The organism is Comamonas sp. UBA7528 (genome assembly GCF_002479375.1).
In the GTDB taxonomy this organism is placed as follows: Bacteria; Pseudomonadota; Gammaproteobacteria; order Burkholderiales; family Burkholderiaceae_C; genus Comamonas.
Genome location: NZ_DLMU01000003.1, coordinates 168,196 through 183,064, shown reverse-complemented (window position 1 = coordinate 183,064; position 14,869 = coordinate 168,196). Strand labels below are relative to the sequence as shown.

Genomic DNA, 14,869 nt, shown 5'->3' with positions numbered 1-14,869 from the left:
GGGTCCCGGGCGCCAGAGGCAGCAATTCCCCACACCCCGTGTGTTTTCTGCCCGGCTACGGCACACTGACCGGGTCAACTCGCCGGTGCTGGCAGGCGTTGGATGCGCAAGCGCCCCGCACGCCGCCCCACCCGGCCTTTCTCGCAGACCATGCCCTTGCCACCTTCTTTCACCGCTGCCATCGCGCAGCTGCAGTCCCTGCTGCGCCAAGGCTGGCAAGCCCTGCGCCAGTTTCTTGCCACCCGCACCCGCCGCCAGTGGTGGCAGGCCGCCGCCTGCGTGCCGGTGTTCCTGGTGCTGCTGCTGGGCGTGCTGGTGCTGCTCACGCCCAGCCTGTCGGACATCCGCAAGGCCAAGGAAGACAACCCGGCCCAGATCCTGAGCGCCGATGGCAAGGAACTGGCCCTGTTCACCCGCAGCAACCGCCGCTGGATCCCGCTGGCCCAGATTTCGCCCAATGTGGTCAAGGCGCTGATCGCCACCGAAGACCACCGTTTCTACGAACACCACGGCCTGGACTGGCGCCGCACCGCCGCCTCGGTGGTCTACACCCTGTCGGGGGACCGCCAGGGCGGCTCCACCATCACCCAGCAGCTGGCGCGCAACCTCTACCCGGAAAAAGTGGGGCGCGACGCCACACTCAGCCGCAAGCTCAAGGAAGCGGTGACCGCCTACAAGATCGAGGCGCTCTACACCAAGGACGAGATCCTGGAGACCTATCTGAACACGGTCCCCTTTCTCTACAACGCCTTCGGCATCGAGATGGCGGCACGCACCTATTTCGACAAAGGCGCCGACAAGCTCACGGTGCTGGAAGCCGCCACCCTGGTGGGCATGCTCAAGGGCACCAGCTACTACAACCCGGTGCGCAACCCCGAGCGCGCCGTGCAGCGCCGCAACACCGTGCTGAGCCAGATGGTCAAGCGCGAGGTGCTGGCCGAAGCCGAGTTCGACCGGCTCAAGACCCGCCCGCTGCGCCTGGACTTCGAGCGCCAGGAAGTCGCCGAAGGCCCGGCACCGCACTTTGTGCGGGCGCTGCGCGGCTGGCTGGTGGACTGGGCCGACAGCCACGGCTATGACATCCACAGCGACGGCCTGGTGGTCCACACCACCGTCGATTCGCGCATGCAGGCCTGGGCCAACCAGGCCGTGGCCCGCCATGGCCGCACCTTGCAGGCCGTGGCCCAGCGCAACTGGTCGCAGGCCAGCGCCTGGAGCGCCCAGCAGCCGCTGGTGCAGACCCTGGTCAAGGAGAGCAGCGCCTACCGCAGCGCCGTGGCCAGCGGCGAAACCCCGGCCGAGGCCCTGAAGCGCCTGCTGGTCGACCGCGCCTTCATGGCCGCGCTGCGCGAAGAGAAGACCCGCATCCAGGCCGGCTTCCTGGCCATGGACCCGCGCAACGGCCATATCCTGGCCTGGGTGGGCAGCCGCGATTACAAGCAGGACCCGTTCGACCACGTGCAACAGGCACGCCGCCAGCCCGGCTCCACCTTCAAGCCCTTTGTCTATGGCGCGGCCCTGCTCAACGGCAGCCAGCCCGGCGACACGCTGGATGACAAGGCCGTGGAGATTCCGCTGTCCGGCGGCCAGATCTGGCGCCCCACCGACGCCCAGCCGCCCAGCAACCAGGCCATGACCCTGGCCGACGGCCTGGCCTATTCCAAGAACACCATCACCGCCCAGGTGATGCAGCAGGTCGGCCCCGCCAAGGTGGTGCGCCTGGCCCGCAGCCTGGGCGTGCGCGACAGCGCGCTCGATGCCGTGCCGGCCCTGGCCCTGGGCAGCAGCCCGGTCAGCTTGCAGGAAATGGTCACCGCCTACGCCAGCCTGGCACGCAGCGGCCAGTACCTGCCGCCGGTCATGGTCACCCGCATCACCAACCGCGACGGCGATGTGCTGGCCGAGTTTGCCCCCGCCCGCGCCGAAGCCGCCATGGACACCAACGCCGCCAACGCCCTGGTGGACATGCTGCGCGGCGTGATCGACAAAGGCACGGGCCGCGCCATCCGCAGCACCTATGGCATCCACGCCGATGTGGCCGGCAAGACCGGCACCACCCAGGGCAATGCCGACGGCTGGTTCATCCTGATGCACCCGCAGCTGGTGACCGGCGCCTGGGCCGGCTTCAACGACGGCCGCATCACCCTGCGCAGCGACTACTGGGGCCAGGGTGCGCGCAGCGCCCTGCCCATGGTGGGCGACTTCACCAACCGCGTGCTGGGCACCCGCCGCATCGACGCCCAGGCCCGCTTTGCCGAACCCGAGCACAGCGACTGGTGGGGCAATCTGGTGGACGGTCTGCGCGAACGCATCCAAGGCTGGTGGGGCAGCACCCCCGAGGACGAAGGCGCCGTGCAGGACCATGCCCCGTCCGCTCCCCGCCGCCCGGCGCCCGCGCCGGACGCCAGCCAGCCAGCCACACCTGCGGCGCCCCCCATGCCCGGCGGCGGCTGGCCCGGTTGGGAGGAGCGCCCCGGCGGCCCGGCCCCGGTCACCCGCGACCCCGACACCAGCCACGACGGCCCGGTGGAAGAACGCACGCCCACACTGCAGGAACAGGGCCTGCCCGCACCGGCCCCGGCACCGGTGCAACCGCCCCCGGCCGGCCAGGACGGGGCCTACAACCCGTACAACCTGCCGCCCCTGCCCGGCCAGCTACCCCGCCCGCAGGACCGCGAGGCCTACCCCATGCCGCCATTGGGCGGGTGATGGTGGACAAGGATGTTCGCCGCCCGGCCGGATGACGACCGAGGCGCCGGGATGCGCTACGCACGCCCCCCACCCGGCACCTTTCCGGTGGCCAGACTGTGGACAAGCGCCACAGCACGCGGCGTGCAAAATCTTTTCCAGGGATGGCGCAGGCGGCGCGGCCGCAGAGGCTGCTGCGCAGACGCCTCCGCGTGCCGGAGCGCTATTGAACTTGAGGTGCGCAACTGGCTGTGCGCCGCGCTGCAAAACAATTTTCAGGGCAGTCGCGGGCCACCTGTGACGTCCTCAGGCAGGACTCCGCCCCATGGCTTTGGCCCATGGACACGCGGCCAGGGCCCGTGGAGGCGCTAGGCGCCTGCGTCCCCCACCACGGCCGGGGTCACCGCCGTTCCGGCCAACAGGCCGCCGTCGATATGGAACTCGCTCCCGGTGATGTAGGTGGCCTCGTCCGACGCCAGCAGCACGGCCACGGACGCCACCTCTGACGGCAGTCCGAACCGGCGCAGCGGCGTGTCCCGCACCAGCGCTGCCATGCGCGCCTCCCGGTCCGCGCCGGTGCCCAGCATGGGCTCCCACATGGGCGTGAGGACGGCGGCCGGGTGGATGGAATTGCACCGGATACGGAGCCCTTGTTCGGCGCAGTACAGCGCCACGGTCTTGCTGTGATTGCGCACCGCCGCCTTGGACGAGGCATAGGCAGCCGCCCCGGGAATGCCCACCAGGCCCGAGCGGGAAGAGATGTTGATGATGGAGCCGGTCTGTTGCGGCCGCATCGCCCGGATGGCGTGCTTGCAGCCCAGGAACACCCCGTCCAGATTGGTCCGGTGCACGGCATGCCAGTCGGCCAGATCGGCATGCTCCGGATCATGGGCCACCACCCCGCCTTCGAACCCGGTCACGCCCGCGTTGTTCACCACCACGTCCAGGCACCCGCGCTCTGCCAGGGCCTGCGCGGTGACGCGCCGCCAATCGTCTTCCTGCCGCACATCGAGCGGCGCATAACAGGCTTGCGCGCCCAGCGCATTGGCCACGGCGCGGCCCCGTCCATGGTCGATGTCGGTGACATAGACGAAGCAGCCCTGCTGGGCGAACATGCCGGCAATCGCTTCGCCGATGCCCTGGGCCGCCCCGGTGACGATGGCCACTTTGGAATCAAGTCGTTGGTCCATACCTGAGGCCGTGCACCACCGTCTCGGGCGGCGCATGGAATGTGCAAAAGCCCAGTCTACCCGGCTCTACCTGGCGCGACTGGACTCCACCCTGGCCCCTGCATCAGCGCGGCGCCATGCCCATACACCACTGCGCACCAGGTACCCAGACCGTCGCCACCATGAAAAAGGCCGCTGGCACACATCCATGCGCCAGCGGCCGTTCGCTTGTGGAAAGCTCCGCAGACCCGCCTGCGGAGCGGCGGCGATCAGCCTTCCAGGTACATCCGCGCCAGTTGCGCGCGCTCGGCAGTTCCCACGCCCAAGGCTTCGGCCAGATAGCGGTCCATGGTGCCGTAGCGTTCTTCGGCCAGGACGAAAGCGCTGTCCAGGAACGGCATCTGCACGCGCCACAGCACATCCAGAATTTCCTGGGGCACCGTCAGCGCAGCCCTGGCGGCCAGCTCGGGCGGGCGGCGGTAGAGCTGGTTGGTCAGCAGATAGTCGTCATGCACCACCTCGCGCGACACGCCCAGCGCCAGCAGGATCAGCGCCGCCGCCCAGCCGGTGCGGTCCTTGCCGGCGGTGCAGTGGAAAACCAGGGGACGGTCGCTTTCCAGCAGCATGCGGAACAGCGTGGCAAAGCGCTCGGCGTTGTCGATGACAAAGCCGCGGTAAGTGTCCTGCATCAGGCCCACGGTATCGGCCGGTGTGAGCCGGTGGCCCTGGTGGATCATGGCAAACGCGCGCTGCACCACGGTGGGTTCGATAGCCAGCGCATGCTGGGTCAGAAACGGCCAGTCGTAGCCCTGGGCTACGCGCTCTTCCACGCCGCGAAAGTCCACCGCCCGACCCACATTCAGCTCCTGCAGGGCCTGCAGGTCGGCCTGGCTCAGGCCTGCCAGGTGGTCGGAGCGGAACAGATGGCGCCAGCGCACCGTGCGGCCATCGGCGCCGGTGTAGCCGCCCAGATCGCGGAAGTTGGTCGTGCCCTGCAGCGCCACGCTGCGGGGGAACGGCGTGGCAACAGGGGCCGGAGTGGGGGCGGCATCGAGAGCCAGGTCCATGGTCGCTCCTTCAAAGGTCAATCACCGGGCACAGCACCCGGGGCCGCACAGCGTGCAGACCCGATGGTGCCTGCACTCCGTGACCAGCGCGTGTACCCGTGCGACACCCGGCCCGCAGCAGCAGGCCGTCGGTCGCATGGACGGGGTCAGTCGTTGCTGACCAGGTGCTTGCCGACGATGCCGGTCAGCTCGAACATGCCGATGCGGTCCTTGCCGAACACCGGCAGCAGCTTGGCATCCGCCACGATGATGCGCTTGTCCTTGGGGTCCTGCAGGTTGTGGGCCTTCACATAGTCCCAGACCTTTTTCACCACCTCGGTGCGGGCCACGGCACCGTCACCGATGACGGCGGCCAGTGCGGCATCCGGGCGGTAGTTGGCGGCAGCGGGCTTGCGGGCCGTGGTCTTGGCGGCGGCTTTCTTGGCGGCAGGCGCCTTCTTGGCTGCCGCGGTCTTGGCCGGGGCCTTGGCGGCGGCACCCGCCGCCGTCTTGCGTGGCGGGTACTTGGATTCGCGCTGCTCGAACTCGAAGTTCACCTTGCCCGCTTCGGCATCCCAGACCAGGAAGGCCTTGAAATTGCGGCGCGTGCGGTTGGAGACGAACTTCTCCAGCAGATCGGTCTTGCCGGCAGACAGCAGCTTGGTCATCTGCTCGCGCTCGATCGGCTGCTGCAGAATGATCTGGCCGCTCTTGAAATCGCAGCTGGGTGTGGGCTGCTGCTGCGTGGGCACGGCCTTGGAGCAGACGTAGTTGGCGCCATGCTCGAACACCGGTGCACCGCACTTGGGGCAGTTGCCCAAAGACTGCTGGGCGCTGAAATCCACGATCTCGCCGGACTCTTCTTCCTTGTCGTCGCCAAAGTCGAATTCCAGCTTGTAGTTCTGCGCCTCTTCGTCGCGCACGATGGCCACTTCGGCGGTGAAGGGCCAGCCGGCCTTGGAGCGGAAGCCTTCCAGCGGGCCGATGCGGCGGTCGCGCAGCAGGGCTTCGGCCTCGGCCGTTTCAAAGGTGCGGCCGGCCGGCGACTTGGTGAACGAGAAACCGCAGCCTTCGCCCGCCCCGTTGGCGCCCGTACAGGCGTAGCGGCGGTAATTTTCCTTGACCACGCCCTGGCAGTTGGGGCACGGCGTGGACAGGGTGGCGTAGTCGCCGGGCACGGTGTCGCGGTCGTATTCCTTGGCCTTCTTGACCAGTTTTTCGGTCATGGCGGCAATCTGCTGCATGAAGGCGGCGCGCGACAGCTCGCCCTTTTCCATCTGCGACAGCTTGTATTCCCACTCGCCGGTCAGGTCGGCGCGGGAGAGTTCTTCCACCTGCAGGCCGCGCAGCAGCGTCATCAGCTGGAAGGCCTTGGCCGTGGGGATCAGCTCGCGGCCTTCGCGCAACATGTACTTCTCGGTCAGCAGGCCTTCGATGATGGCCGCGCGGGTGGCTGGCGTGCCCAGGCCCTTCTCCTGCATCGCGGAGCGCAGTTCTTCGTCGTCGATCTGCTTGCCGGCGCTTTCCATGGCGCCCAGCAGCGTGGCTTCCGAATAGCGCGCGGGCGGCTTGGTTTTCAGTCCCTTCACATCGGCATGGTCGGTGCGGGGCTGTTCGCCCGGCTGCACCGCGACCAGCGGCTGGCCCTTGTCGCCTTCCTTGGCGTCTTCCACCTCGTTGGCGGCTTCCTTGCCGTAGATGGCCAGCCAGCCCGGCTTGACCAGCACCTTGCCTTCCGTCTTGAAGGCATGCTGCTCCACCTTGCTGATGCGGGTGGTCACCTGGTGCTCGGCGCTGGGGAAGAACACGGCCATGAAGCGGCGCACCACTAGGTCGTACAGCTTTTGCTCCGCCTCGCTCAGGCCGCTGGGCGCCTGGGTGGTGGGGATGATGGCAAAGTGGTCCGAGATCTTGCTGTTGTCGAAGATGCGCTTGGACGGGCGGATGTAGTTGTCATTGATGGCCTGCTGCGCAAACGGCGCCAGATGGCGCATGCCGCTGGTGGCCAGCATCTCGAAGGTCTGGCGTGCCACGGGCAGGTAGTCTTCGGGCAGGGCACGCGCATCGGTACGCGGGTAGGTCAAGGCCTTGTGGCGCTCGTACAGGCTTTGCGCCAGCGCCAGCGTGGTCTTGGCGGAAAAGCCGAACTTGCCGTTGGCCTCGCGCTGCAGGCTGGTCAGGTCGAACAGCAGCGGCGATGCCTGGGTGGTCGGCTTGCTCTCTTCGGTCACCGTGGCGGGCTTGCCCCGCACGGCGGCGGCAATGGCGTCGGCCTCGTGCTTGTTCCACAGGCGGTCGGCCTTGGCTTCGGGGTCTTCGCTCTTCTTCCACTGGGGGTTGAACCACTTGCCCAGGTACTGGCCGGCCTGGGCGTTGAACGCGCCATGCACTTCCCAGTAGTCGCGGCTGACGAACTTGCGGATCTTTTCCTCGCGCTCCACCACCAGCGACAGCGTGGGGGTCTGCACCCGGCCCACCGTGGTCAGGAAGAAGCCACCATCGCGCGAGTTGAACGCCGTCATGGCGCGCGTGCCGTTGATGCCCACCAGCCAGTCGGCTTCGGAACGGCTGCGGGCGGCATCGGCCAAGCCCTGCATCTGCTGCTCGCTGCGCAGCTTGTCGAAGCCGTCGCGGATGGCCTGGGGCGTCATGGACTGCAGCCACAGGCGTTTGATGGGCTTGCCCAGCCCGCCCTTGGCGCCGCCGGCGTACTGCTCGATCAGGCGGAAGATCAGCTCCCCTTCGCGGCCCGCGTCACATGCGTTGATGAGTTCGGTCACATCCTTGCGCTTGGCCTGCTTGACCACGGCGTTCAGACGGCTCTTGGTCTTGTCCACCGGCTTCAGGTCGAAGCGCGGGGGGATCACCGGCAGATTGGCAAAGCTCCACTTGCCACGCTTGACGTCGAACTCCTCGGGCGCCTGGATTTCCACCAGGTGGCCAACGGCACTGGTCACCACATAACGCTCGTTCTCGAAATGGTCTTCGTGCTTGTCGAACTTGCCGTAGGCAGGCGTCAGCGCGCGCACGATGTCCTGGGCCACGGAGGGCTTTTCTGCAATCACCAGGGTCTTTGTCATGGGTGGTTCTCGTTCATTACCACGGTGGCTTCACCAGCGAAGCCACCGCTTCTACAATGCGTCTCGCACGCGTGCGCACATGCGCGCACGTGTGTGCACATTCAAGTTATCAGAGATTGCCATGCCCCGCACCGCCGAATCCCTTTCCAGCCATCGCCGCATTCAAACCAGACGGTCCGGCGTGCACGGCAAAGGCGTGTTCGCCGTGCAGGACATTGCCGAAGGCGAAACCCTGATCGAGTACACCGGCGAAGTGATCGGCTGGCAGGAAGCCCAGGATCGCCACCCGCACGACCCCAGCCAGCCCAACCACACCTTCTACTTCCATGTGGACGAAGACCGGGTGATCGACGCCAACTACGGCGGCAACTCGGCCCGCTGGATCAACCACAGCTGCGCCCCCAACTGCTACACCGACGAACGCGAGGGCCGCATCTACATCGTGGCGCTGCGCAATATCGCGGCGGGCGAAGAACTGAACTACGACTACGGCCTGATGGTGGAAGAGCGCTACACGCCCAAGCTCAAGGCCGAATACGCCTGCTACTGCGGCGCGCCGCGCTGCCGGGGCACCATGCTGGCGCCCAAGAAGGGCTGGCGCCCGCCCATGCCGGGCGACCAATGAGGCCCGCCGCGCTGCGGGGCGCCCCCGGCACCGTACGGCGCACACGGTAAGCAACAACAAGAAAGAACCACGATGACCTCACCCATCCACTGGAACGCCGAAGCCCTGTGGGAAGCCGTGGCCCCGCGCCTGCCGGGCTTCACCATCGACATCCTGCCCAGTGTGGACTCCAGCAACACCGAGCTGATGCGCCGCGCCCGCACCGGCGACACCGCCCCCACGCTGCTGGTGGCCGAGCAGCAGACGGCCGGCCGGGGCCGCATGGGCAAGCCATGGGCCAGCAGCCTGGGCGATTCGCTGATGTTCTCGCTGGGCCTGCCGCTGACCCCCCAGGACTGGTCCGGCCTGTCGCTGGCCGTGGGCCAGGTCCTGGCCGAGGCACTGCAGCCCGGCGGTGGCACCAGCGGCCAGCCGCGCATCGGCATCAAATGGCCCAATGACCTGTGGCTGGAAGGCGACCGCAAGCTGGCCGGCATCCTGATCGAGACCGCACATTTCGGCCCCGGCCCACGCCAGGTGATCGTGGGGGTGGGCATCAACATCCGCCCCCGGCATGAACAGAATCTGTCCACTCCGCCAGCCTGCCTGCAGGACCTGGACCCGCGCTGGGATGCGCCCACGGCACTGGCCACGGTGATTCCCGCGCTGGTGGACTGCCTGCAGCGCTTCGAGGCCGAAGGCTTTGCCCCGTTCCGCACCGCATTTGCCGCCCGGGATCTGCTGCGCGGCCGCCCGGTGCGCCTGAGTGACGGCACCCACGGCATGGCCGAGGGCGTGGGCGCCGATGGCGCCCTGCTGGTGCGCACGGCCGGCGGCCTGGAGCAGATCACCAGCTCCGAAGTCAGCGTGCGCCCAGCACCCGCCGCGCCTGCGGCCCCGGCCCGCTAAACTGCGCTCCACGATGTTGCGACACACCCTGCTTGCCCTGCTGTTGGCCAATGCCGGCTACCTGGCCTGGAGCCAAGGCTGGATGGCCTCCCTGGGCTGGCAGCCCGAAACCCAGTCCGAAGCCTTCCGGCTCAAGCAGCAGATGCGCCCGGAAGCCATCCAGGTTGGCCCCGTCACGCCGCCGGCACGCGCCACCCCGGCTGCGCCCCCGGCGACCGACGCGGCGGCACCGGCCGCTCCGGACACCGCCACCCTCACCGCCGCCAGCGGACCCGGCCGTTGCTGGCAGGCCGGCACCTTCGACGACAAACAGGTCGTGGCCGTGCGCACCGCGCTGCGCGACCTGGAGATCCCGGCCGAACAATGGGAGCTGCAGACCTCGGCCGTCAACGGCCGCTGGATGGTCTACCTGGGCAAGTTCCCGAGCGCCGAGGCGCTGGATGCGCGCCGGGCCGAGCTGCGCCAGCAGGGCGTGGGTTTTGACCGCGCCACCGGCGCGCTGGAGCCCGGCCTGTCGCTGGGCCGCTTCCCCAGCGAAGAGGCTGCCACGCGCGAGCTGACCACCTTCCTGCGCAAGGGGGTGCGCGGCGCCCGCGTGGTGCAGGAACGGGCTGAAACCACGCTCTACACCCTGCGCCTGCCCCATGTGTCCCCGGAACTGCACGCCCGCATGGAACGCCTCAAACCCGCGCTGGCCGGCAAACCGCTGCGCCTGTGCGAAGGTTGAGCACCGCCACCGCTGCGACCCAGGCGACCACAAAAAAGCCCACCGCCTGACGGCCGTGGGCTTTCTTTTTGCCATGTCCTGGGCCGACCGGCAACGCCGGCGGCCCCTGGGGGAAAGACTCAGTCGATCTGGATCTTGGCGTCCACGGCCACCTTCTTCATGGTGGCCACGGCGGTCTGGATCTGCTTGGAGAAGTCGGCAGTGGACGAACCCGAGGGGTACAGACCCTGGGAGGACATGCGCTTTTGCACAGCGGGGTCCTTCAGTGCGGCCACCACGGCTTTTTGCACGCGTTCCACCTGGGCGGCAGGCATGCTCTTGGGCGCCACCAGACCGAACCACGACGGGTTGTTCAGGTCGGGGTGACCGGCTTCGGCGTAGGTCGGCACGTCGGGCAGCACGTCCAAGCGCTGGGGCCAGGACACGGCGATGGCGCGCAGCTTGCCGGCCTTCACGTGGGGCAGGGACGCGGCCACCTGGTCAAAGTAGACGGGCACCTGGCCGCCCAGCACGTCGTTGATGGCCGGGCCTGCACCACGGTAGGGAATGTGCAGCATGTCGGTGCCGGTGCTGCGCTTGAACTGTTCGCCCCACATGTGGCCGATGGTGCCGTTGCCGGGAGTGGCGTAGGACACCTTACCGGGGTTGGCCTTCAGGTAGGCCACCAGTTCGGCAAAGTTCTTCACCGGCAGGATGGCGGGGTTCACCATGATCACGCCCGGGGCCTTGACGATTTCGGTCACGCCCACGAAATCCTTGATGGCGTCATAGGGCAGCTTGCTCAGCACGGCGGGGTTCACGCCATGGGTGGACAGCGTGGCGATACCGAAGGTCACGCCGTCGTTGGCACGGGCCACTTCGGCCATGCCGATGGAGCCGCCGGCGCCGGCCTTGTTCTCGATCACCACGGTCTGGCTCAGCAGCTTGCCCAGCACGTCCTGCAGATTGCGCGGCACCATGTCGGTAGCACCTCCGGGCGGGAAGGGCACGATGATGCGGATGGGACGGCTGGTGTCCTGTGCCAGGGCCATACCGGGCGCAGCTGCCACGGCAGTGGCGGCAGCCACGGAGGAGAGGAAGTGACGACGTTGCATCTGAGGATTCCGATAGTCAGAGGAGAGAGAAAAGAAGGGTAAGGGATTTGTCCAGCTGACAAAAGCAATAGCTGTGCCTGTTATCATTCCTTAAAGGAATCAAATCAGTGTCTTCCAGCCTGTTACCCCTGCGGCGCCTGACGCCCCCTGTCCACCTGCTGCGGGCCTTCTCCACCGTAGCCCGGTTTGGCGGTGTGTCACGCGCTGCCGAAGCCCTGCACCTGACCCAGAGCGCGGTGAGCAAACAGGTACAGGAGCTGGAAAAATGGGTGGGCGTGCCACTGTTCGAGCGTAACCGCAAACGTTTGACCCTGAGCTCTGCGGGCGAACGCTATGAGAAATCGGTGCGCGCCCTGCTGTCGCAGCTGGAGTCTGCCACGCTGGAATTGATCACCAGCAGCGATGGCGGCGGTGCACTGCACCTGTCCACCCTGCCGACGTTTGGCGCCAAGTGGCTCATTCCAAAGCTTCCTGATTTCCAGACCCGCCACCCCCAGGTGACGCTGCATTTCGTGCCCTATGTGCAAGGCTATGACTTTGGCAGCCCCACGCTGGACTGTGCCATCCTGTTTGGCGACGGCCACTGGCCCAACACCCGCGCCCACTACCTGACCGGGCGCGAAGTGGTGCTGATCGCCCCGCGCAACCCGGAACAGACCATCCGCACCCCGGCCGACGTGGCGCACTGCACGCGGCTGCGCCATGTGACCGTGCCTCAGGCCTGGTCGCGCTGGAGCGAGACCTATGGCGTGGAAGACATGGACCCGCTCAGCGGCCCGCAGTTTGACCAGTTCCAGACCATCATCCGCGCCGTGCAGGCCGGCATGGGCGTGGCCCTGGTGCCCCGCTGCCTGGTGCAGGATGAAATCAACGCCGGCCTGGTGAGCGAGCCCCTGCCGCAGCACAGCGTGCTCAGCGACCAGGGCTACTGGCTGTGCTACCCCGAGACGCGCGCCAACCTGACCCCGCTGCAGCAGTTCCGCGACTGGCTTCTGGCCAAGGTCGAAGCGGCGGCCGAAGCCGAGGCCAGCCTGTCTGCCTCTCCCCGCCCGGCGCTGGCGTTCCCCGACCTGGCATAAGACGCACCGGGCTGGCCGCAAGCCACGGTGCCGCTGGGCGCACTCTTCGACGCCGCCCCTACTCCGCCACCTGGGCCGGAAAGCGCACCGTGAAGCGGGCACCGGGCATGGGCTGGCCCGGGTGCACATCTTCCAGCGCCACCTGGGCGCCATGCTGGCGGGCAATCTCCAGCACGATGGGCAGACCCAGGCCGGAGCCGTCGGCCTCGGTGCCCAGCGCCCGGTAGAACGGCTGGAAGACCAGATCGCGCTCGGCCTCGGGCACACCGGGGCCGGTGTCTTCCACCTGCAGCACCACCACGCGGCCGAACGGATCGGGCAGCACGCGCACCGTCACCAGACCGGGCTGTGCATTGCTGGACGGGGTGTAGTTGATGGCGTTGTCCACCAGGTTGCGCACCAGCTCCTGCAGCAGCGTGGCATTGCCCCAGACCTGCAGGGCCATGGTGCCGGGTTCTGCGCCGTCGTAGCCCAGGTCAATGTGCTTGTCCATGGCACGGGGCAGGCAGTCCTGCACCACCTCGATCACCAGCTCGGCCATGTCGCAGGGAGTGCGCTGCAGCGCCGTGCTGGCGCCTTCGGCCCGGGCCAGCGACAGCAGCTGGTTGACGGTGTGCGTGGCGCGGATGGAGCTGCGCCCGATCTGCTGCAGCGAGCGTTTCAGGTCTTCGTTGCTGGTCCCCGGGCGCTGGGCCAGATCGGCCTGCATGCGCAAGCCGGCCAGCGGGGTCTTGAGCTGGTGGGCCGCATCCGCCAGAAAGCGTTTTTGTGTGGCAATGGAATCGTTCAGCCGCCGCAGCAAATCGTTCACCGCATCCACCAGCGGCGCCACCTCCATGGGCACGGCCTTGTGGTTCAGCGGCGACAGGTCGTCGGGCTTGCGCGCACGGATGCGCTCTTCCAGCCGGTGCAGTGGCTTGATGCCACGCGCCAGCGCCAGCCACACCAGCAGCACCGACAGCGGCAGGATGACAAACTGCGGCAGCATCACGCCCTTGATGATTTCCGCCGCCAGCACGCTGCGCTTTTCACGCGTTTCTGCCACCTGTACCAGTGCCAGCACCTCCTGGTCCAGCGGCACCCGCACCCAGATCGAGGCCACGCGGATGTCCACGCCGCGCAGATCGTCGTCGCGCAGCTGTACCTGGCCGATGCTGGCTTCGAAGCCACCGCCGGTTTCCGGCGGCATGGGGAACTCGCGCTCGCCCGACAGCAGCACGCCTTTGGCGCCCAGCACCTGGTAGTACACCATGTCGGAATCGTCGGCGCGCAGCAGCTCGCTGGCCGGACGCGGCATGTGGAACTGCAGCTGCCCGTCGCTGACCACCAGCAGCTGCGCCAGCGCCTGGGCGTTGTACTCCAGCGCACGGTCGAACGGCTTGTTGGCCAGCTCCTGCGCCACCAGCCAGGTCAACGCCAGCGACACCGGCCACAGCAGCAGCAGCGGCGTGAGCATCCAGTCGAGGATCTCGCCAAACAGGGACCGCTGTTCACGCTGGAAGATGTTCAAGGTGCAGGTTCACGCCAGGGGCCGGCAAAGGTGGCCCGGAACAAAACCGCCACGGCGGACACCGCGGCGCAGGACAGGCCGCGCGCACCGGGCGCGCAGCCCCTCAGTGGTTGATCTTCTCCAGACAATAGCCCAGGCCGCGCACGGTGGCGATGCGGATGGGACCGCGCTCGATCTTCTTGCGCAGGCGGTGGATGTAGACCTCGATGGCATTGTTGCTGACCTCTTCGCCCCACTCGCACAGGCGTTCCACCAGCTGGTCCTTGCTGACCAGACGGCCTGCACGCTGCAGCAGCACTTCCAGCAGGCCCAGCTCGCGGGCGGACAGCTCCACCATCTTGCCGTCGATGGTGGCCACGCGCCCGGCCTGGTCGTACACCAGCGGGCCGTGCTTGACGGTGCTGCTGGTGCCTCCCATGCCCCGGCGCGTCAGCGCACGCACGCGGGCTTCGAGCTCCTGCAGGCTGAAGGGCTTGGCCATGTAGTCGTCGGCACCGAAATCCAGCCCCTGCACGCGCTCCTCCACGCTGTCGGCGGCGGTGAGGATCAGCACCGGCAGCGCATCGCCCCGGCTGCGCATCTTCTTGAGCACTTCCAGCCCATGCATCTTGGGCAGGCCCAGGTCCAGGATCAGCAGGTCGAACTGGTCGTTGGTCATCAGCGCGGCATCGGCCTCGCTGCCACTGGACACATGGTCCACCACGGCACCAGCGCCGCGCAGGCTGCGCAGCAATCCATCGGCCAGCACCTGATCATCTTCGGCGATGAGTATGCGCATGGGGGTCTCCTGAAGGCGCCGCAGTCGGGCCGCGGTCGTTTATGTCTTGATGCTTCGGATGGCACTGTGAAGTGCGCCGCACCAGCCTGTCGGCCAGCCGAACCATTCTAGAAGCCGCCCATCCCCCGCACCAGCGGACTTCCCCCGGGAAAACACCCGGTTCACCTGTACGGAAGCTGACATTC

Annotated in this window: 11 protein-coding genes; 5 read left to right on the top strand and 6 right to left on the bottom strand. The window is 67.7% G+C overall.

Annotation, left to right across the window (positions count from 1 at the left end):
- Positions 1-150: 150 nt before the first annotated feature.
- Entirely contained in the window at positions 151-2,709 is a 2,559-nt protein-coding gene (locus B3349_RS03810; protein WP_291586524.1) for a penicillin-binding protein 1A, read from the top strand.
- A 347-nt stretch (positions 2,710-3,056) separates the two neighbouring features.
- Here the strand turns inward: B3349_RS03810 and B3349_RS03805 are convergent, their stop codons facing one another.
- The 3 genes from B3349_RS03805 to B3349_RS03795 form a co-directional block, all read right to left on the bottom strand.
- Entirely contained in the window at positions 3,057-3,878 is an 822-nt protein-coding gene (locus B3349_RS03805; protein WP_291586522.1) for an SDR family oxidoreductase, read from the bottom strand.
- Between the two features lie 248 nt (positions 3,879-4,126).
- Entirely contained in the window at positions 4,127-4,924 is a 798-nt protein-coding gene (locus B3349_RS03800) for a tyrosine-protein phosphatase (RefSeq protein ID WP_291586520.1), read from the bottom strand.
- A 146-nt stretch (positions 4,925-5,070) separates the two neighbouring features.
- Positions 5,071-7,983 (bottom strand): DNA topoisomerase III, encoded by a 2,913-nt coding sequence (locus B3349_RS03795; RefSeq protein ID WP_291586517.1) that lies wholly within the window; start codon positions 7,981-7,983, stop codon positions 5,071-5,073.
- 121 nt (positions 7,984-8,104) lie between these two features.
- Here B3349_RS03795 and B3349_RS03790 point away from each other — a divergent pair, with 121 nt between their 5' ends.
- The 3 genes from B3349_RS03790 (at position 8,105) to B3349_RS03780 (ending at position 10,223) form a co-directional block, all read left to right on the top strand.
- Positions 8,105-8,608: an SET domain-containing protein gene (locus tag B3349_RS03790; RefSeq protein WP_291586514.1), complete on the top strand. Its 504-nt coding sequence runs from the start codon at positions 8,105-8,107 to the stop codon at positions 8,606-8,608.
- Between the two features lie 72 nt (positions 8,609-8,680).
- Positions 8,681-9,496, top strand: a complete 816-nt coding sequence (locus B3349_RS03785; protein WP_291586512.1) for a biotin--[acetyl-CoA-carboxylase] ligase — start codon at positions 8,681-8,683, stop codon at positions 9,494-9,496.
- A gap of 13 nt (positions 9,497-9,509) precedes the next feature.
- Positions 9,510-10,223, top strand: coding sequence for an SPOR domain-containing protein (locus B3349_RS03780; protein WP_291586510.1), 714 nt, complete (start codon positions 9,510-9,512; stop codon positions 10,221-10,223).
- A gap of 119 nt (positions 10,224-10,342) precedes the next feature.
- Here B3349_RS03780 and B3349_RS03775 read toward each other — a convergent pair whose 3' ends face one another.
- Entirely contained in the window at positions 10,343-11,317 is a 975-nt protein-coding gene (locus tag B3349_RS03775; protein ID WP_291586508.1) for a tripartite tricarboxylate transporter substrate binding protein BugE, read from the bottom strand.
- Between the two features lie 107 nt (positions 11,318-11,424).
- On the opposite strand from B3349_RS03775, the gene B3349_RS03770 reads away from it, so the two are divergent.
- Entirely contained in the window at positions 11,425-12,396 is a 972-nt protein-coding gene (locus tag B3349_RS03770; protein WP_291586506.1) for a LysR substrate-binding domain-containing protein, read from the top strand.
- 58 nt (positions 12,397-12,454) lie between these two features.
- On the opposite strand, the gene B3349_RS03765 is transcribed toward B3349_RS03770, so the two are convergent.
- Positions 12,455-13,906: a sensor histidine kinase gene (locus B3349_RS03765; RefSeq protein WP_066538071.1), complete on the bottom strand. Its 1,452-nt coding sequence runs from the start codon at positions 13,904-13,906 to the stop codon at positions 12,455-12,457.
- A 103-nt stretch (positions 13,907-14,009) separates the two neighbouring features.
- Entirely contained in the window at positions 14,010-14,684 is a 675-nt protein-coding gene (locus B3349_RS03760) for a response regulator (protein WP_066538078.1), read from the bottom strand.
- Positions 14,685-14,869: the final 185 nt, after the last annotated feature.

Bases quoted from the DNA above. Each gene is read 5' to 3' on its own strand.
- B3349_RS03780 (WP_291586510.1), top strand. From the start codon at position 9,510: ATGTTGCGACACACCCTGCTTGCCCTGCTGTTGGCCAATGCCGGCTAC.
- B3349_RS03775 (WP_291586508.1), bottom strand. From the start codon at position 11,317: ATGCAACGTCGTCACTTCCTCTCCTCCGTGGCTGCCGCCACTGCCGTG.
- B3349_RS03800 (WP_291586520.1), bottom strand. From the start codon at position 4,924: ATGGACCTGGCTCTCGATGCCGCCCCCACTCCGGCCCCTGTTGCCACG.
- B3349_RS03785 (WP_291586512.1), top strand. From the start codon at position 8,681: ATGACCTCACCCATCCACTGGAACGCCGAAGCCCTGTGGGAAGCCGTG.
- B3349_RS03795 (WP_291586517.1), bottom strand. From the start codon at position 7,983: ATGACAAAGACCCTGGTGATTGCAGAAAAGCCCTCCGTGGCCCAGGAC.
- B3349_RS03810 (WP_291586524.1), top strand. From the start codon at position 151: ATGCCCTTGCCACCTTCTTTCACCGCTGCCATCGCGCAGCTGCAGTCC.
- B3349_RS03790 (WP_291586514.1), top strand. From the start codon at position 8,105: ATGCCCCGCACCGCCGAATCCCTTTCCAGCCATCGCCGCATTCAAACC.
- B3349_RS03805 (WP_291586522.1), bottom strand. From the start codon at position 3,878: ATGGACCAACGACTTGATTCCAAAGTGGCCATCGTCACCGGGGCGGCC.
- B3349_RS03760 (WP_066538078.1), bottom strand. From the start codon at position 14,684: ATGCGCATACTCATCGCCGAAGATGATCAGGTGCTGGCCGATGGATTG.